Origin of the sequence: Catenibacterium sp. AM22-6LB (genome assembly GCF_003435615.1) — a bacterium.
Taxonomy (GTDB): Bacteria; Bacillota_I; Bacilli_A; order Erysipelotrichales; family Coprobacillaceae; genus Catenibacterium; species Catenibacterium mitsuoka_A.
In genome coordinates this window covers 1-19,908 of the sequence record NZ_QTUM01000047.1, presented here as the reverse complement: position 1 = coordinate 19,908, position 19,908 = coordinate 1, and the positions used below count along the sequence as shown (strand labels likewise).

Annotated in this window: 19 protein-coding genes and 1 other annotated feature; of the genes, 2 read left to right on the top strand and 17 right to left on the bottom strand. The window is 34.6% G+C overall.

Going from position 1 to position 19,908, the window contains the following annotated elements:
• Nucleotides 1–83 precede the first annotated feature (83 nt).
• The 7 genes from DW269_RS09585 to DW269_RS09555 all read right to left on the bottom strand — a co-directional run bounded on the left by DW269_RS09585 (nt 84) and on the right by DW269_RS09555 (nt 7,564).
• Nucleotides 84–1,523, bottom strand: a complete 1,440-nt coding sequence (locus DW269_RS09585; protein ID WP_117459550.1) for a C40 family peptidase — start codon at nt 1,521–1,523, stop codon at nt 84–86.
• Between the two features lie 293 nt (nt 1,524–1,816).
• Complete coding sequence (locus DW269_RS09580) at nt 1,817–2,524, bottom strand: ABC transporter ATP-binding protein (protein ID WP_117459549.1); 708 nt, start codon at nt 2,522–2,524, stop codon at nt 1,817–1,819.
• Nucleotides 2,525–2,526: 2 nt separating this feature from the next.
• Entirely contained in the window at nt 2,527–3,303 is a 777-nt protein-coding gene (locus DW269_RS09575) for an ABC transporter ATP-binding protein (RefSeq protein WP_006505112.1), read from the bottom strand.
• Entirely contained in the window at nt 3,300–4,247 is a 948-nt protein-coding gene (locus DW269_RS09570) for a branched-chain amino acid ABC transporter permease (RefSeq protein WP_117459548.1), read from the bottom strand. Before DW269_RS09570 ends, DW269_RS09575 begins: the two co-directional genes overlap by 4 nt.
• A gap of 3 nt (nt 4,248–4,250) precedes the next feature.
• The gene (locus tag DW269_RS09565; protein ID WP_117459552.1) at nt 4,251–5,120 is read right to left on the bottom strand and encodes a branched-chain amino acid ABC transporter permease; all 870 of its coding nucleotides are present in this window, start codon (nt 5,118–5,120) and stop codon (nt 4,251–4,253) included.
• Nucleotides 5,121–5,184: 64 nt separating this feature from the next.
• Nucleotides 5,185–6,327, bottom strand: coding sequence for an ABC transporter substrate-binding protein (locus DW269_RS09560; protein ID WP_117459547.1), 1,143 nt, complete (start codon nt 6,325–6,327; stop codon nt 5,185–5,187).
• A gap of 124 nt (nt 6,328–6,451) precedes the next feature.
• Entirely contained in the window at nt 6,452–7,564 is a 1,113-nt protein-coding gene (locus DW269_RS09555) for an aminoacetone oxidase family FAD-binding enzyme (RefSeq protein ID WP_117459546.1), read from the bottom strand.
• 117 nt (nt 7,565–7,681) lie between these two features.
• Between DW269_RS09555 and DW269_RS09550 the strand changes: the two genes are divergently transcribed.
• A complete protein-coding gene (locus DW269_RS09550; RefSeq protein WP_022424669.1) occupies nt 7,682–8,422 on the top strand; it encodes a YebC/PmpR family DNA-binding transcriptional regulator in 741 nt (246 codons plus the stop codon).
• A 56-nt stretch (nt 8,423–8,478) separates the two neighbouring features.
• Here DW269_RS09550 and DW269_RS09545 read toward each other — a convergent pair whose 3' ends face one another.
• From DW269_RS09545 to DW269_RS09530, 4 genes are all read right to left on the bottom strand, one after another.
• Nucleotides 8,479–9,657: an NADP-dependent malic enzyme gene (locus DW269_RS09545; RefSeq protein ID WP_117459545.1), complete on the bottom strand. Its 1,179-nt coding sequence runs from the start codon at nt 9,655–9,657 to the stop codon at nt 8,479–8,481.
• A gap of 92 nt (nt 9,658–9,749) precedes the next feature.
• Nucleotides 9,750–10,685: a type I phosphomannose isomerase catalytic subunit gene (locus DW269_RS09540; protein ID WP_006505105.1), complete on the bottom strand. Its 936-nt coding sequence runs from the start codon at nt 10,683–10,685 to the stop codon at nt 9,750–9,752.
• Between the two features lie 83 nt (nt 10,686–10,768).
• A complete protein-coding gene (locus DW269_RS09535) occupies nt 10,769–11,203 on the bottom strand; it encodes a DUF523 domain-containing protein (RefSeq protein WP_117459544.1) in 435 nt (144 codons plus the stop codon).
• Complete coding sequence (locus DW269_RS09530; RefSeq protein WP_117459543.1) at nt 11,187–11,840, bottom strand: HAD family hydrolase; 654 nt, start codon at nt 11,838–11,840, stop codon at nt 11,187–11,189. Before DW269_RS09530 ends, DW269_RS09535 begins: the two co-directional genes overlap by 17 nt.
• A gap of 115 nt (nt 11,841–11,955) precedes the next feature.
• Between DW269_RS09530 and DW269_RS09525 the strand changes: the two genes are divergently transcribed.
• Nucleotides 11,956–12,150 (top strand): hypothetical protein, encoded by a 195-nt coding sequence (locus DW269_RS09525; protein WP_117459542.1) that lies wholly within the window; start codon nt 11,956–11,958, stop codon nt 12,148–12,150.
• A gap of 53 nt (nt 12,151–12,203) precedes the next feature.
• Here DW269_RS09525 and ileS read toward each other — a convergent pair whose 3' ends face one another.
• The 6 genes from ileS to DW269_RS09495 all read right to left on the bottom strand — a co-directional run bounded on the left by ileS (nt 12,204) and on the right by DW269_RS09495 (nt 19,788).
• On the bottom strand, nt 12,204–14,963 hold the full coding sequence (gene ileS / locus DW269_RS09520) for an isoleucine--tRNA ligase (RefSeq protein ID WP_117459541.1): 2,760 nt from the start codon (nt 14,961–14,963) through the stop codon (nt 12,204–12,206).
• A gap of 35 nt (nt 14,964–14,998) precedes the next feature.
• Nucleotides 14,999–15,199: a binding site (T-box leader), on the bottom strand.
• Complete coding sequence (locus tag DW269_RS09515) at nt 15,158–15,622, bottom strand: DivIVA domain-containing protein (RefSeq protein WP_117459540.1); 465 nt, start codon at nt 15,620–15,622, stop codon at nt 15,158–15,160. It overlaps the preceding feature by 42 nt.
• A 12-nt stretch (nt 15,623–15,634) precedes the next feature.
• A complete protein-coding gene (locus tag DW269_RS09510; RefSeq protein WP_117459539.1) occupies nt 15,635–16,381 on the bottom strand; it encodes an RNA-binding protein in 747 nt (248 codons plus the stop codon).
• Nucleotides 16,382–16,415: 34 nt separating this feature from the next.
• Nucleotides 16,416–16,841 (bottom strand): cell division protein SepF, encoded by a 426-nt coding sequence (locus DW269_RS09505; RefSeq protein ID WP_117459551.1) that lies wholly within the window; start codon nt 16,839–16,841, stop codon nt 16,416–16,418.
• Nucleotides 16,842–16,883: 42 nt separating this feature from the next.
• Nucleotides 16,884–17,825: a 3'-5' exoribonuclease YhaM family protein gene (locus DW269_RS09500; protein WP_117459538.1), complete on the bottom strand. Its 942-nt coding sequence runs from the start codon at nt 17,823–17,825 to the stop codon at nt 16,884–16,886.
• Complete coding sequence (locus tag DW269_RS09495) at nt 17,818–19,788, bottom strand: RecX family transcriptional regulator (RefSeq protein ID WP_117459537.1); 1,971 nt, start codon at nt 19,786–19,788, stop codon at nt 17,818–17,820. The genes DW269_RS09500 and DW269_RS09495 overlap by 8 nt, the downstream gene beginning before the upstream one ends.
• Between the last annotated feature and the right edge of the window lie 120 nt (nt 19,789–19,908).

The following is a 19,908-nucleotide window of genomic DNA, read 5'->3' as shown; positions in this document are numbered from 1 at the left end:
GCCCCCACAGTGGACTTTCACCACCTAGATATATGCCATGCCCGGCATACAAAAAAGGAAATCGAAATCGATTTCCTTAAAGATTATACTCTTCCTCCACCTGCATAATGCGCAGCATAATAAGATTCACCTAGAGAAGATGTGATAACACCCTTCTTTTCATTGGCAGCATGTACGAATCTGCCTCCACCTAGATAAATACCTACGTGAGAGATACCTTTCTTGTATGTGTTCTTGAAGAATACAAGATCACCATGTTTTAATGCGTTTCTATCTACTCTTTGAGTACTATTGAACTGTACAGCAGCTGTACCACTTAAAGAACGTCCATTTTGTCTATATACCCATCTAGTAAAGCTTGAACAGTCAAAGACATTAGGTCCTACAGCACCCATTCTATAACGACATCCAATCTTACCTAAAGCAGTCTGAATAAGAGCTGCATTTCTAGATTTAACTTCTACTGGTATATTCACTACAGTTGTATTACCAGTCTTATCTGTTGCAGTATAAGTAGCTGTATAGTTACCTTCATTGTTTACATCAACATTCCCACTAATACCTACAGTCTTAGTAACATCACCATCTAAATTATCAACAGCAGATACAAGTAAAGAATTCCAGTTTACTGAAGTACCTTCAGTAATAGATACTTTATTTGTCTTCAGTTTAATTTCAGGACCTCTGATATCCTTAATATTAAATGTACATTCCTGTTTAGTTTCATTGCCACTGTTATCAGTCACAATGATTGTTGCTTTCTGTTCACTGTTTAACTTCTTTGTATCAATATCACCTTTAACAGTTAATACTGGTGAAGGATCAAAGTTATCAGATACATCAAAATAATCTGCAGGATTAAATGTATCACCATAGTTTACATCAAAAGACTGTGTTTTTTGAGTTAATGTTGGTGCAACAGAATCCTTAATATTAAATGATAATGTTTGTTCAGCCATATTGCCGGCGTTATCTTCTACATGAGCCACAACCTTCTGTTCCCCGATTACAGTTGTGTCAATTCCACCTTCGAAAGTGATGAACTCACTGACATCACCATCAACATTATCTGTTGCTTTCACGTAGTCTAATAAGTTATTAGAACCATTGGCTTCTACATCAATAATATATCCACCTTCAGTACGTGAAGCAATAACAGGAGCTTCATTATCAATAACCTGTACTTCAACTTCTTTATCAGTTGTATTCTGAAATGTATCAGTAACAGTCACTGTAACATGATAAGTACCTAACTGTTTTGCTTCATATGTTCCTGACTTAATAGAAACATCCATGATATCTAAATTATCACGGTTATCTGTGATTTCAAAGTCTGAAGGAGTTAAGTATGTTCCATAAGGAACAACAATCTTATTTGAATGAATAACAGGTGCCTGACGGTCAGCCGCTGCATAACCTACTAGCGCAAATGCAGAGATTGCGAATGCAGGTAATAATATTGTTTTCTGAGTTTTTATTCTATCTACAATTGCATGAAGAGTTACGGGGGCATTTTGAGTCATAGTTATTCTCCTTTTCTTTTCGACAATTGCGATTATAACACTATGCCCTATATCTGTCTACCATTTTCTTAAGATATTTTTAAGATTTTGCATTTTATATTGTATATATCAGTGTTTTTACATTTAAGAATTTATTAATAATTAATAATATCATGATAGTTTTTTGGTATTTAGCATATATTTTCTTGGTGATTTTGTAGAATCCTAATTTATCAAACACATATATTCTGATCATTTCAACAACTGTACATAGAGTAAGTAGCAATAAAAAAGTCCTCCCTAAGGAGAACTTATTATCCAAGATATGCTTCTCTAACACGTGGGTTATTTGCAACATCATTTGCTTTACCTGATACAGTAATATTACCTGTTTCAAGTACATAAGCATGATCTGCAATAGAAAGTGCTTTATTCGCATTCTGTTCTACAAGAAGTATAGTAACACCTTCTTTTTCATTAACTTCTTTAATGATATCAAAGATTTCATTGACAAGAATTGGAGAAAGACCCATTGATGGTTCATCTAATAGTAATAGTTTTGGTTTAGACATCAAAGCACGGCCCATTGCAAGCATCTGCTGCTCACCACCAGATAATGTACCAGCTAACTGTTTCTTTCTTTCTCTTAAACGTGGGAATAATGTATAAATATGTTCAAGGTCATTCTTAATACCATCTGCATCATTACGAAGATAAGCACCCATTTCTAGGTTATCAGCAACACTTAACTGGGCAAAGATACGACGTCCTTCAGGAACCTGTGCTAGACCTTTAGAGACAATCTTATGAGCAGGAGTTTTCATGATGTTTTCACCATTAAAGATAATATCACCACTCTTACCGTTTAATAAGCCAGAGATAGCATGCATTGTACTTGTTTTACCTGCACCATTGGCACCAATAAGTGCAACGATTTCACCTTCTTCTACATTAAATGAAATCTTCTTAATCGCATTAATGACACCATAGTGTACTTCAAGATCCTTAACTTCTAATAACATCTTTAGCCCTCCTCTTCATTGCCTAAGTAGGCAGCTACAACATCAGGGTTGTTTCTAATTTCTTCAGGTGTACCAAAAGCAAGTACTGTACCAAAGTTTAATACTGCAATCTTTTCACAGATACCCATAACTAGCTTCATATCATGTTCAATAAGAAGAATTGCGACAGAGAACTTTTCTCTTACAATCTTAATAGTTTCCATTAATTCAGCTGTTTCTGTAGGGTTCATACCTGCAGCAGGTTCATCTAATAATAATAGCTTAGGTGCAGTCGCAAGTGCTCTCGCAATTTCAAGCTTTCTCTGTTTACCATAAGGTAAGTTCTTTGCCTTTGATTCCGCAAATTCTTCTAGATGGAAAACACGTAATAATGATAAAGCTTCTTCCTGCATAGCAGCTTCTGCCTTCTTATATTTAGGTGTATGGAATAATGCATCAAAGACAGTATAAGGATGGGAATAATGTAGTCCTACTTTTACATTATCAATAACACTCATTTCCTTAAATAAACGAATATTCTGGAATGTTCTAGCGATACCAGCTTTAGTGATCTTTATCGTATTCGCTTTTTTAATAGGCTGTCCTTCAAAAAGGATACGACCACTTGTTGGCTGATAAACACCTGTTAATAGGTTGAAGACAGTTGTTTTACCTGCACCATTTGGACCAATTAAACCAAATAACTGGTTCTTATCGATTTCAAAGTTAAATTCATCTACGGCCTTTAATCCGCCAAACTGAATACCAAGACCTTCTGCTTTTAATAATGGTGTACTCATTCTGGCTTCACCTCATCTTTCTTTTTAAAGAATGGAAGACGTTCCATGATTTGTTCGCCTTTACCAGTTCCTTTTAAAATCATAGCAGCAATTAATACAATTGCATATAACAACATTCTATACTGTGAGAATGAGATTAATAATTCTGGAATTATAGTAAGCACAATAGCTGCAATAATAGAACCTTTTAAGTTACCCATACCACCAAGTACTACCATAACTAGAATTTCAACTGATTTGTTGAAGTCAAATCCTTTAGGAAGGATAACTGTATAATAATGTGCATATAATCCTCCTGCAAGTCCTGCAAAAATAGCACTGACTGCAAAGGCAAATACTTTATAATAACCAACATCAATACCAGATAATTCTGATGCTGTTTCATCTTCACGAATTGAGATGATAGCACGTCCATGTCTAGATTTCACAATTGAATATACGACAAAGATTGTGATAATCATTGCAATAAAGACATAAACAAGATTTGTATTCAAAGGAATACCAATTAAACCTTTTGCGCCATTAGTGATTTCAAGGTTATTCATAACAACACGGATGATTTCATTGAAAGCAAGAGTGATAATACAAAGATAGTCACCTTTTAATCTTAATACTGGAATACCGATAATTAAACCAATAACACCAGCTGCAATCGCACCAATAAGTAATGATACAATAAATGGAAGATTTAAATAAATACTAAGTAAAGCTGATGTATAAGCACCTACTGACATGAAACCAGCATGTCCTAAAGTAAGCTGTCCTAAATAACCAGCTGCTAAGTTAAGTGATACAGCGAGGATAATATTAATACCACAAAGAATTAATACACCCTGCCAATAAGAGTTAATAACAGATGTAGCTGTTCCTATCATCAATACTGCAAAGATCACAATTGAAAGAATGAATGATCTGAATAGTTCGTTTTTTAATAGTTTTTCCATAGACTACACCTTCTCTCTTACATTCTTACCAAATAAGCCTGCTGGCTTAACTAATAAGACGATAATAAGAATACCAAATACAACCGCATCAGAGAAATCTGAAGAGATATAGGCAATTGTAAGTGATTCTGCAACACCAAGCATTAAACCACCTACCATAGCTCCTGGTACACTACCGATTCCACCAAGTACAGCTGCGATAAATGCTTTAATACCTAACATTAAACCGATATATGGAGTAATTAATGAATAAGCACATCCATAAATAACACCCGCAATAGCACCAAGTCCTGAACCAATCGCAAATGTAAGAGATACTGTTGTATTTACATTAATACCCATTAACTGGGCAGCACCCTGGTCTTCTGATACAGCACGCATTGCTTTTCCTAGTTTTGTCTTATTAATAAAGAATAATAAAACAGCAGTACATACAGCTGTTACTACAAGAGTAATAACAGTGATATATTTAATAGAAATACCACCAAGATTGATAGTCCCTTTTGGCATAATCTGTGGGAATGTACGAGCTGCACTACCAAAGATTAATAAGAATACATTTTCTAATAAGTAGCTGACACCAATAGCAGTGATCAATACTTCAAGTGAACCTTTACCTCTTAAAGGTTTATAAGCTACTTTTTCTGTTAAAACACCTAAAGCTGCAGTCGCAACTATAGAAAACAAGATTGCTGGAATAGGTCCTACAAAACCCATCGCGATTAATGCGAAATAAGCCCCTGCCATGATAATATCACCATGGGCAAAGTTGATCATTTTCGCAATACCATAAACCATTGTATAACCAATTGCAACTAAAGCATACATACTCCCAGTCGAGAGTCCGTTGATGATTTGGTTGATAAAGTTAATCATAATTACTTCTCCCCTCTAAAAATAAAAAAATAAGGAGAGATGAACTCTCCTTTATTCATCGTTATTTTGCAGTTACATACTGACCGTTCTTGATAGTAACGATATTTAATTCCTTAACAGGGTTGTGGTTCTTATCATAAGTGAATCCACCACAAACTGCTTCATCATCAGATACTTTGACCTTTGCTAATGCAGCATTTACCTTTTCAGAATCAGTTGATTTAGCTTTGTTGATAGCTTTCATCATAACAGTAACTGTATCATAAGCCATACCAGCGAACATACTTGGAGTTGTTCCATATTCTTTTTCATAAGCTTTTACGAATTCATATGCAGGACCGCTAGTTGCATCTTTGTTGTAACCACTTGTGAAGAAGCAGTTTTCAAAGTCTGCAGTGTTAACACCCTTAACACCAAGAACACCATCCCAGCCATCAGCGCCAAATATTGGAGTCTTAACGCCAGAGTCTCTTAACTGTTTAGTAATAGATACAACTGATTCATAGTAGTCTGGTAAGAAAACAGCATCAGGATTAGCCTGTTTGATCTTAGAAATGAATGTTGAGAAATCTTTAGTATTTGCATTATATGCTTCATAGAATGAAACATTAACGCCCTGCTTCTTAGCTTCAGCTTTATAAGCAGCTGCAACACCTGTAGAATAATCAGATTCCTTGTTGTAAAGAACTGCTACGTTCTTGAAATCATATTTAGCTTTAGACTGTTTAGCTAAGTAAGTACCAGCATAAGAATCGTTTGTACAGATTCTGAATACGTTCTTATAAGCTGTTTTACCATTCATAGTGAATTTATCACCTGAAGCAGATGGTGAAAGAACTGGTGTGTTGTTCTTGCTTGAAGCACTTGCTACTGAAAGTGCAGAACCAGTTGTTACTGGTGAAAGAACTGCAGTGACCTTATCATCATTATATAACTTGTTATAGTCATTTACGGCTGTAGTTGGATCAGCCTTATCATCATAGTAAACGCCTGTAATCTTAGTGCCATGTTTCTTGTTATAATCATTAATAGCCATCTTCATAGCATTCTTTACGGCTGTACCATACTGAGAAGCTTCACCACTTAGTGGGCCGATAAAACCAAATTTAGGTGCTTTGATATCTGTTGTAGATGAATTCCCATTACTACAACCTACTAACATTGCTGCGACTGCACCAGCTGTCACGATTGTTTTAAATTTCATACATTATCCCTCCAATTTGTATATGCCCCTTATTATACAATCTCATTTGGGTTTGTCAATATAATTTCATCACCTTTTTTATACCAAAACAAATATTTTTGATTTTATTTACCTTTTTCCTAATTTATTGCATTGTTTTTGAAACCTCTTTAAATACTGAATAAGCGCTTGCTAACGCAAAATGAATGTTATAACCACCACAATCCCCAGTGATATCTAATATTTCACCTGTCGCATAAAGATGAGGATAGTTGATGAATTCAAAAGATTCATTAAAATTAGAAATCATCAATCCCCCAAGGTCTGCCTGGGCAAATTCTTCACCTCTTAGCTCTTTGATAGTCAATTCTAGATGTTTTAGGAAGGATACAGGGTTCTTCTGATTTTCTAGTATTGGAACAAGTTTTGGATGAACCAGACCATCATAAGGACCACTCATTGTTTGTAGTGTATGAATAATAGAATATAACTCCTGATCAGTAAATTCAGGATAGAAATCACATAGTATCCTATCTCCAGGACAGGCATAGCGGCTTAATACCATTACTGCAATCCCACTGATACCATAATCAGTAAAAAGAAGTTCACCTTTTTCTTTATGTCCTTTTAAAGTAAATTCTCCCTTCATTCTCACTCCCTTTAATTTCTTATAGGCAGGTTCAGTCATCAACTGAGTAATAGTAGGTCTCATAGGACGATAATCTACTTCTAGAGAATTAAAAAGTGTTCTTCTATCTTTCATACCTGATAATTTACCAGCAGGAGTACCGCAGGCAATAGTGACATAATCTGCCTGATAATCCTTATTAACGGCATGTATTAAATAACCGTGCTTATTCTTTTTAATAGATAAGACTTCTTCCTCGCAGATAATTTCTACACCATATTCTTCTGCTCTATTTAAAAATAATGTCTGTACAGCTTTGGCTGACTCACTATAAGGGTATAAGAGATTACCCATATATTTTGTATAAAGGCCAATATCCTTAAGTGCTTCTACTATATCAAAATCATGAATGATATCATTTACCCATGGTTTGATGTCTCCATCATAATGCGCCTTGTCTAGATCCTTGTTAGAAAGATTACAACGCCCATTACCTGTAGCTAAAAGTTTCTTTAATGGTTTGTCATTGGCTTCAAGTACAACCACATCAATATCTAGATATTTTTTTAATAAAATAGAAAGATATATACCTGATATACCTCCCCCAATAATAATCATTTTCTTTTTCATTTTTATACACCTCGATACAATAGTAATGCATTTCCAGTGTATTTTCCAATTCTTTATTGAAATAATTAGTCTTTGTGTTTATAATGTTTAAGGAAATTTACAAGGAGGAATTAGATTATGGGTAGAGCTCATGAAGTACGTAAAGCCGCAATGGCAAAGACTGCTGCTAAGAAAACTAAACTTTATTCTTACTATGGTAAAGAAATCTATTTAGCAGCGAAGGCAGGCGGCCCTGAACCGGACGGTAATCTAAGCCTTAGAAGATTAATTGAAAAAGCAAAGAAAGATCAGGTTCCTGGAGACGTTATCAAGCGTGCGATTGATAAAGTTAAGAACGGTGCTGTAGAAGATTATGAAAGTGTACAGTTTGAAGGTTTTGGTCCTTCAGGATCAACTGTTATTGTTAAATGTTTAACAGATAACATCAACCGTACTATTTCACAGGTACGTCCTGCATTCACTAAATCAAAAGCTAAGCTTGGTGCTGAAGGTTCAGTATCTTATTTATATGATGTAGAATCTGTTGTTCAGTTCAAAGGAATGGACGAAGAAACTGCAATTGATGCATTAATCGAAGGCGAAGTTGATCCTAAAGATATCGAAACTTTAGAAGATGGCAGCTTAAAGATTACTGGTGAACCAACTGATTATAACGCAATCAAGACAGCTATTGAAAATAAGCTTCCTGATGTTGAATTTGATGTTGACGAAATCCAAACTAAACCACAGGAAACAGTTGAACTTGAAGGTGAAGATATGGTTTTATTTGAAAGACTAATGAATCTTCTTAATGACTGTGATGATGTTGACCAGGTTTATCACAATGTTTCTAACTATGATGATGGTGAAGAAGAATAGCGAGAGCTATTCTTTTTTTTGCAAAAAAAATACGGTTCTTATGAACCGTATCTGTGTTATTTATTAGCAATTACATCTTCTTTAATAGCTTGGTCACTGACTGCTTTTGCAACAGTCACTGCTACACGTGCATCAGTTGCACGAGGGATGATGTAATCCTTGTTTAATTCTTCATCGCTTACAAGACTTGCTAAGCCCTTTGCAGCAGCTAATTTCATACCTTCAGTAATCTTAGTGGCATGAACATCTAAAGCACCTCTAAATAAGCCTGGGAAGGCTAATACATTATTGATCTGGTTAGGGAAGTCTGAACGTCCAGTTCCTACGACTGCAGCACCTGCATCCACTGCATCATGATATTTGATTTCAGGTTCTGGATTAGCCATTGCGAATACAATTGGCTTTTCTTTCATTGACTGAACCATTTCTTTAGTAAGAAGGCCTGGAGCTGAAACACCAATAAAGACATCTGCTTCTTTGACTGCTTCTGCCATAGTCATACGTTTATTAGATTTGTTTGTGATTGCAGTTAATTCCTGAGTTAAGAAGTCATACTTATCATAATCATCCTTGATCACAATACCATTGATATTAAAGCCATAGATTTCCTTAACACCTAAGTCATGAATCATATGGATAATAGAGCTTCCTGCAGCACCTGTACCACTGACTACTACAGTGACATCTTCCGGTTTCTTATCTACAACCTTTAAAGCATTCACTAAAGCAGCAGTAACGACAATAGCTGTACCATGCTGATCATCATGGAATACAGGAATATCTAATTCCTTCTTTAGTGTTCTTTCAATTTCTACACAACGTGGTGCACTGATGTCTTCTAGGTTAATACCACCAAAAGTTGGGGCAATCTGTTTACAGAACTTAATGATTTCCTGAGGATCCTTTGTATCAATACAAAGAGGAACAGCATCAATATTCGCATATTTCTTAAAAAGGATAGATTTACCTTCCATTACCGGAAGTCCAGCAGCTGGTCCAATATCACCAAGTCCTAGTACTGCAGTTCCATCACTGACTACTGCCACACTATTACCCTTCCATGTATAATCATAAACAGTTTCTGGATTATTGTGGATTTCACGACATGGCTGAGCAACACCAGGTGTATAAGCCATAGACAAATCTTCCATTGTTTCCATAGGTACCTTCACATTGATTTCCATCTTACCATGATGTTCTTTATGAAGTGCTAATGCTTTTTCATATATATCCATACTTTTTCTCCTTATCATCAATTTTACACCAAAATTATACGAAGCATTTCAATAGAAGTCAATAAAAGAGCACTTACGTGCTCTTAAATGAATTATAGTGTTGTCACCATTAATTCTAGTCCACCTTCATAATGTACTAGATCAACATCCGAACAGATAATAAACTGATCACCCTTTTTAATAGGCATATCATTGACAGTACCTTCACCATCAATGACTGATACTAACTGGAATGGATCATCATTTTTAATTTCTGTGCTTCCTTCAATTAAGTAATGATCAACAGTTAGGTATTCACATTTTAAATATCTAGTCTTAGAGCCATGGTCTAATTTAGTATTTACAAATAATTTATTCTGATCTAAATCAGCTGGTACCTTTGTACAGTCGATTGACTGTTGTACATGTAATTCTCTTTCTTTACCATCATCACCCTTACGATGATAATCGTAAACACGATAAGTGATATCTGAAGACTGCTGTGCTTCATAGATTAATGAACCACCACAAATTGCATGTAATGTACCTGCTGGGATATAGAAAAAATCACCCTTATGGATTTTAAAACGATTCAATAATTCATCATACTTATCTTCTTCAATATCCTTAATGAATTCTTCTTTAGTTTTAGCATAATGACCCATAACCATATCTGTACCTTCATCCGCCTGTAATACATACCATGATTCAGTCTTACCTAAAGAGTTTTCATGAATCTTTGCATATTCATTATCTGGATGTACCTGTACAGATAAATCCTGTTTAGCATCAATAATTTTTACAAGTAATGGGAACTGATCACCTTCTACATTACCAAATAATTCACGATGATTTTCAAACATCCATGATACTGTTTTTCCTTTATATTCACCTTCAACGATTGGGCAATCGCCACTCTTATGACCTGAGATAACCCATGCTTCTCCTGTATGATCACTTGGGATATCATAGCCATAAACATCTCTTAACTTAGTTCCACCCCAGATTTTTTCTTTTAAAACTGGCTGGACCTTTAAAATATGACCCATTATATATTCCTCCTATTTCATATATTCATATTCTAATATATTCATTCCTATTTTTCTAGTCTAGCGCTTACTTTGTATATTTTTTACAGCTTACCTGGATATTTTTCTTCTGTATAAATCTTATATCCTTCTTTTTTTAGTAAACGTACAAAGATCCCATCTGCATCAATGACCCTGTGGGAAAATGAGCCATCATAAATATGATTAAGACCACAGCTAGGTGAACGGCTCTTTAAAATAACATAATCAATATCATATGCTTTAAGTATATCTAATGCCTTCTGTGCTCCCTCTACATATTCTTTCGTAACATTTTTACCATTTATTGTCTGCACGCATAATGGATCTTCTGAAACTATTTCAGCAGGATCTCTAGGAATAGAGAGTCCTCCTAATACTTCAGGACAAATAAGTACTGCTTCACCTTTCTTATCAATAAGTTCTAATTCTTCTATTCTATTAGAATCTCCTCGATAAGTACAATCATAGCCACATAAGCATTTACTTATTCCAATCATCTACATACTCCTTAATGTCATGTGCCTTATAAGCGATTTTAGTAGCTCCTGCAGCTTTTAACTCTGCCTCTCCTCTAAATCCCCAGTCACATCCAATTGTCTTCATAGAAGCGTTAATTCCTGTTTCTATATCAACATTAGAATCACCAATAAAGACACATTCATCCTTGGTTAAACCAATATCATTTAATGCGAGATTTAAAGAAGTAATATCAGGCTTTTTAGGATAATCTGCACAACCACCATATGTAGTAATAAAACGATCACCAAATAGCTTAGGTACAATCACTTCAGCCACTGTATGGGGTTTATTTGTGACACAAGCAAGCTTAATACCTTCTTTATGTAAATCTTCTACTAATTCTTTAATACCAGGATATGGTGCTGTGTAATCAAAACAATGATCCTTATAGTAATCCATGAATTCTTGTAAACATTGATCAAACAAATCCTGATGATCTTCTCCAAGTGCACGTTCTACTAGTTTTAAAACACCATTACCTACGTACTGTTTATAGTTTTCAATAGGATGTGGTGCTAACCCACATGCCTCCAAAGCATGATTTGTACTTACTGCAAGATCCTTTAAAGAATCAACTAATGTTCCATCTAAATCAAATATACAACCTTTTATCATAACTGCCTCCATAATTACACCCATTATAGCATTCCTACCCCGCAAGTTTAAGAGTAATTCTGCAATTGTTTTCGCTTACAGAGAATGATATAATATCCTAGAATGAGGTGAAACTATGAACGGATTAAAAGAACATAAATATATGGATTTCTTAACAACTATTGGCTATATCGTATTTGCATTATGCTGTGTGATTGGCTTCTTTGCACATTTATATATTTTATTTGCGGTTGGTTTTGTTTTGATTTTCGTATTAAGATTAATTGGCTATTCTTTAGACCGCTTTGAAGAATATATACGTGGTTATTAGACTTTTTTTATTACATGGTAAAAGGATATGGGAACGTCCCATATCCTTGTTTTTTATTCTTCTTCACTAGCTGGTAAAGTTTCAACAACTTCATGACATCTTGGACATAATCCATCTACTAATTCGTCTTCTTCGAACCAGTTCCAGCATCTTGGACACTGAACACCATGGAATTTTTCTGCCTTGATGAAACAAGTTTCATATTCATCTTTACCTTCTGCATTGTCATCTAAAGTAACCTTTGCAACGATGAATAACTGTTTCATAGAGTCTTCTAATGCAGCTAAAGACTTATATTCATCCTTAAGAGTGATAGTAAGCTTACCTTCCATGTTAGAATTGATTACTTTTTCAGCTCTTAAGTTTTCTAATGATTTCATAACATCAGTACGTAAGTTCATGAATAAGTCGAACTGTTCTTTTAATGCATCAGCATTTTCAATTTCGAACTTTTCAGGCTTAGCTTCTAGGAATACAGATTCTTCCTGTTTTGCATCACAATGGAAGTGATCGTGTAATTCTTCTGCAGTGAAGACTAAAATTGGTGAGATTAACTTCATCATTGTCTTTGCATGATGATAAAGAACTGTCTGTACCTGTCTTCTTCTTGTAGAATCAGCCTTTTCGATATAAAGGATATCCTTTGTGAAGTCCATATAGAATGCACTTAATGTATTAGTGAAGTAGTTTAAGATTTCCTTGTTTGCTTCTGAGAAGTTATAAGAATCCATAGACTTATGATATGCATCCATTAAGTCATTTAACTTAGCTAACATATACTGATCTACTGGTTCTAATTCATTTACTGGTAATACATCAGTATCCTTGAAATCATTTAAGTTACCAAGTAAGAAACGCATAGTATTTCTTACCTTACGATAGCTTTCAGATACTTTCTTTAAGATATCATCAGAGATACGTACATCTGACTGGAAGTCTACAGTAGTAGCCCATAATCTTAAGATATCAGCACCCCATTTATTGATTGTCTTGATTGGATCTACAGCGTTTCCACCAGACTTACTCATCTTTAATCCCTTACCATCAAGAGTGAAACCATGAGATAAAACTGTCTTATATGGTGCTTTACCATGTACTGCAGTACCGATGATTAATGAAGAGTTAAACCATCCACGATACTGGTCACTACCTTCGAAGTATAGATCAGCTGGATAACCTAATCCTCTTTCTACTAATACACCAGTATGTGATGAACCTGAGTCAAACCATACGTCCATGATATCTTTTTCTTTCTTGAAGATACCATTTGGTGAATGTTCGTTTGTATAACCTTCTGGTAATAAATCTTTTTCATCTCTTTCAAACCATACGTTTGAACCGAATTCTCTAAATAGTGCTGATACATGATCAAATACTTTCTGATCAATTACAGGAGTACCATCTTCACAGTAGAAGATTGGAATTGGAACACCCCAAGTTCTCTGTCTTGAGATACACCAGTCACCACGGTCTTTAATCATGTTATAGATTCTGATATGACCCCATTCATTGATCCAGTTAACACTATCGATTTCACTTAATAGTTTTTCTCTGATCTTATCGATAGAACAGAACCACTGGTCAGTTGCTCTAAAGATGATAGGCTTCTTAGTACGCCAGTCATGAGGGTAGCTATGTGTAATCCAAGTAAGATTTAATAAAGCGCCTAATTCTTCTAGTTTTACTGTAACAGTCTTGTTTGCATCATCAACATACTGACCTGCAAGCCATTCACCGCATGATTCCATCATGCAGCCATGTTCATCAACGTTTACAAGTACTGGTAATTTATATTTCTGACAGATGTTAAAGTCGTCTACACCAAATCCACTTGCTGTATGAACACATCCAGTACCTGAATCAGTTGTTACATGGTCACCCATGATGACTAATGATTCTCTTTCTGGATAAAGTGGATGAGTACATGTGATGTATTCTAATTCTTCACCTTTAAAACGTTTTAAAATTTCTTTTTCTTTTAATCCAAATGTTTCCCATAATGAATCAACTAATTCTTCTAAGACAACAAGATTACCTTTTTCAGATTTAACTAATGCATAAGTGAAACGTGGATTTAAACAGATTGCCTGGTTTCCTGGGATTGTCCAAGGAGTAGTAGTCCAGATTACGAAATAGTTATCATCACCTTCTAAGATACCTTTACCATCTTTTACTTTGAAACGTACATAGATAGTAGGTGATTTTACATCATGGTATTCTACTTCTGCTTCAGCTAATGCTGATTCAGATGAAGGTGACCAATATACTGGCTTTAATCCTTTATAGATTAATCCATCTACAGCCATTTTCGCAAATACATCAATCTGTCTTGCTTCAAATTCTTTATGTAAAGTTAAATATGGATGTTTGTAGTCTGCAAATGTACCTACACGGATACACTGCTGCATCTGACGTTCAACCTGCTTTAATGCATATGCATAACATTTTTCTCTGAACTTTGCAGTAGACATAGATTTTCTATCTACACCCTGCTTCTGAATTGCATTTTCGATAGGTAAACCATGAGTATCCCAACCTGGAATATATGGTGTATAGAAACCTTCCATATTCTTATAACGACAAATAACGTCTTTAATAACCTTATTTAACATATGGCCAACATGCATATTACCATTTGCATATGGAGGTCCATCATGGAAAATGAAATGTTCTTTTCCTTCATTCTGTTTGATAACCTTTTCATACATGTTAGCGTTCTGCCATCTTTCTACGTAAGCAGGTTCCTTAGTAGGAAGCTTACCACGCATCTCAAAATCAGTTTTTGGCATTAAGAGTGTGCTTTTGTAATTCATATATATCCCCTTTCACAAATAAAAAAACGTCCTTCATAAAGGACGTTTGCACGCGGTACCACCTTTGTTCATATCATTCGATATGCACTTAAGATCTTAACGCAATCAACGGCATTCCCTACTTTATTCAGGATGCAGCTCCAGAGTGATTCCTAACCAATACACCTTCACCGTTTCCACCACCCACGGCTTCTCTATAAGTTCTCTTGATCAGCGCTCTCTTTCTTCGCTTTTTTTTCTTCTTCATTAATTAAACTAAAAATTTCTGATTTGTCAATAGTTTCTAACAATTCTGTGCTGATTTTTACAATTTCAGCCCTAAAATCTTTTGCTTCATCCTTAAAGCCTTCTACTTCATCACTTAAACCCTTCACATAATTCATAGACTCTTTAAGAATCATATTCGCATTATGCTTTGCCTTTGTAATCAGTTCACTGGCTTCCTTTAAAGCAAGACGGGAAATCTCTTCATTGGTCTTTCGTTCAACAGATTGACGATTAGCCATCGCGATACTTTCTTTTTTAACTTTATCCAACTCTTTTTCAAGTCTTCTGATTTGTAAAGTAGTTTCCTGAATTTTCTTTTCTAAAGTCTCAATCGTATCATCGACTTCTTCAGTATTATATCCACGAAGCTGCTTATTGAACATGTATCCCATAACCGTGTCCCCTCATCGATAATATTGGCCTTCTATTACATAATTATCCTGCTTTGTTCTTCTATCTGTTATGAATATCTTTACTCGGCCATGATGACGTAAAGATATTATACCGTTATTATCGCATATTTTTGAAATATCTTCAATAACTTTGTAGTTAAGCTTGACATACTGCCCATGAATGGCTTCTACTGCTTTATTGCGAGAAATGCCAAATAATGCAGCAACCATCTTATCTAAACGTAAAGAAGAAACAATTACTGTTTTAGTATAGGTATCCTGCTGAATAGAAAGACGTTCTTTACTTTCTACCAAATGAATAGAAGAGCGTTTGATACGTGTGAGATTCATACGAATATAATCACTATTTTCTGTCATACATGCAAAGGAAAGTGGCTCTTCATTGATATCACCGATACATTGACGTTTAATACCGAGATGCATTAAAGCCCCTAAGACATCGGAATGTTTGAGTTTTCCAAATGTATCATTGTAATCTACTTGAAATACTGTGACTTTAAAGTCTTCAGGTTCAAATTCATAGAAATCAGGCGCGATGAGTACTCTTTTATTTTCTGCCCCATCAAAGCCTCCATCTGCTTCTACTTTGAGTTCATGACCAATAACACTTTCTACAATGGACTGCTGATGTGGATCAAGAAATTGTGTAAGAATCATACGTTGTGAATAAAGTGCCTGATCCTTGTAATCTAATATTTTAGAGACGAATTCTTCATCACCTTTAAAATGTTCTAACATATTTCATAAAAAAAGTATTAGCGGATGCTAATACTTATTCCTCCGTACTTGTAGGTGTGTCATCATCAAGAGTAATTGAACCAGTTACACCGATGTTCTTAGGTGTACATAAGAAAATCTTAGGACCAATTACCTGAATGTCACCATCAATTGCGAAAATAACACCAGTTAAGAAATCAACAACACGTTTCTGCTGTTCCTTCTGTAAACGATGTAGGTTAACGACAGCTGCTTTATTTTTCTTTAAATAACCACCAATTTCCTGAGAATCAGAATAAGCACGTGGTTCAAATAATACAAGACTAGAGTTGGCATCAAATGGCTTCAACATCTCACTTGTCTTTTTAGTCTTATTGTTTTCAAAAATATTAGAATTTTCTTCCTGTCCGTTTTGTGCAGTATTGTAATCTTCTGTATATCCTTCTTCTTCACCGAATAACCAATCTTTAACCTTATCCATACACATGTAAAACCTCCTGTTTGTTTTGTTTATTATAACACATTAGTGATGTGATTTGTATACATTTCTATTTTCTAACCCAAAGATACGTGCAGAATATGATCCTGGTTCAGTATCATTGAGGGCTTTTTCAAACATATTCATTCTTGCATCCACATTATCAATAAGTGTTAATGCTTCTGCTTCAGGAATCTGTGGAAGAACTGGAGATCCATATTCCTGTTTACCATGATGAGAAAGAATCATATGTTCTAGTAAGAATACTTCTTCTCCCTCAATATGTAATTCTTCTGCCATGTCCTTCACCATTGCATGGCCAATAGAGATATGACCTACTAAGCTTCCTTCAATAGAATAAGCAGGAACAATAGGTCCTGTGAATTCCTTAACCTTACCAATATCATGTAGAATAACACCTGCATATAGTAAATCTGCATCTAGAAAGCTATAAACGTTAATGAGCTGATCTGCAAGTTTCAACATACATAAAGTATGATAAAGAAGTCCTGAGGCAAAATCATGATGATTTTTAGTAGCTGCAGGATAGTTCACAAAAGCTGTATAATGTTTTTCAATAAGTCCATGAACAATCGCATAAAGACGAATGTTGTGGATCTTCTTCATATACATATCTAATTCCTTCTGCATCAGTGCTTTTTCAATAGGTGGCTGTGGTAAGAATAAAGCCTTCTGTTCATCATTCATTTCAATAGGCTCAAGCTTAACGATTTTCATCTGTCTCATGCCCTTATAGTTGATGATATCTCCTTTACCTCTTACAACCTGCCCTCTTTCAAATAAACGGATCTGTTCATCTGTGGCAGACCAGAGCTTTGCACCAATAGTACCTGTTGCATCCTGTAAGACAATATTTAAATAAGAAGACTTGTTGGCACCATTTGTTTTACCTACAGTGACTGAGATAATAATAGCTTCAAAACCAACTGTTTCTTTTCCTGGATTCATTTCATTAATTTTAATCATTCAATTCACTCCATATTTCATCCATCACAATCAGGATATCTTCATAATCATACCCCTTCTGCTTAAGAAAACGGCTGATACGCATCTTTAATTCCTGACCATGATATTTATTTTGATAACGTTTATATGTCTTTTCACATTCCTGTTTTAATAAAGACAATGTACGTTCATGAGAAAATTCAAAATCATAGCTATTCATAACAGAAAGAATTGTATTTTCGCTATATCCTTTATTATATAAGGTTCTCTTGATTTTTTGAATTAATCCCTGTGGAGAAAGCTTTCTATTGTTTGAATAGAGCTGATCCACAATATTAAAAGCATATTCTTTTTCTTCTGATTCGTCAAATTTTTCGATTTCTTCTTCAATTAAATGTTCTGGAATGTCTTTATTCTTTAAATCAATAAGTGCCTTTTTTAAGCCTTTACCCTTCTTAAGAGTTGTATCAATATAGCTTCTTACATATTTACGATCATCTATGAGATGACGATCAGTTAATAAAGCCATACACTTCATGATTTCTATTTCATTATAGTCTCCATAAGTTTCTAAGCGTTTCTTTAAGTCATGGAAACAATAGTCATGATAGCTAAGCAGCTTTACTGCTCTAAAATATAAATGTCTGATATTCTGCTTCTCTTTAAGAATATCTATAACTTCCTGATTGACACGAGTTTGAATAGCGAGATGGAATGTTTCTACATCTTCTATAGTACATTCAAGAGCTATTTTTCTTTTACCACTTACAAATTCTACTGAAACTAGCTTTTCATGTGGTTTTATTGAAGAGACTACAAAACAGTTTTCAAAATGATCAATAGAACTGTTATACACATGTATCACTCCTTTATAGAATGTATGAGAATCAAATTGCTGGGCATGCTTTACTGCATACTCTTTATAAGGTGTAAGATCCTGATGAGATAATTCTATTACTTTTTCGATATATTCTTCTTGAGTATAGAAGAAATGACCATTACCACCCTCTACAATAACAGGATCTAAATTAGAATCATATCTTGCAAGAACTGGTAAAGAAGAGGCCATCGCTTCAATAAATGTTAGACCTTGTGTTTCAGTTAGAGATGCTGAGACAAAAAGATCACCGGAATAATAGAAATCAGGAATAACGTCTGCACTTTGACATCCTGCAAAACGAATATAATCATCCATATTTAAATCATGTGTTAATTGCATTAAAGTATTCTTTGCAGGTCCATCACCTATAATAAACAATCGTATATTTGAATTTCTTTGAATGATTTCAGGCATTGCGTTAATGATGAGATCTAATGATTTTTCTTCAGCAAGTCTACCTAAAGAGATTAAATTAAAATGATTACTAAGACCATACTCTTCTTTGATTTGAGTTGTATGTTCTTTATTATATGTTTTAAAGCGTTCTAATTCGAGTCCAGTTGGTACAATATTGATTTCTTTTTTGATACCAATAGATTTCATCATAGAAGCTGTTTTAACACTAGGGACAATGAGAGACGTAGTATGGGTTGTATATATCTTCATCAGCTTCTTGACAATCTTTTTTGCGATTGAATCAAATGGTTCGATTCCTTTAGTGACATAGTAAGTATAGTCATAAAGATTGGTATGGAATGTATATACTGTAGGAATATTAAGCTTATAACCACATAATCGTCCAAATAAGCCTACGCCATATTCAGTCTGCGTATGAATGATATCAGGATTAAATTCTTTAATCTTTTTAAATATTTTATTATTATAAATGCCTGCCATACGGTATCCATAAATACTTTTAAGAGAGATTCCATTCATTCTAATAATAGATGGATCATCTTCCATATGAACACCAAGAGGAGGAATTGTAGTTATAATCAAGACTTGATGACCATGTTTCATTAATTCATTTCTGAGTATACCAATCGATGAAACAACGCCATTAATATCAGGATAATAAGTGTCTGTAAATATCGCAATACGCATGTTGAATCTCCTTTAGCTTGCACTTACATTATACTGAATATAATAGAAAATTAAAACATAAAAAAAAAGGACCTGGCAGCTTGCTATTGTCGCGTCTTCACACTATCGTCGCCGTTATGA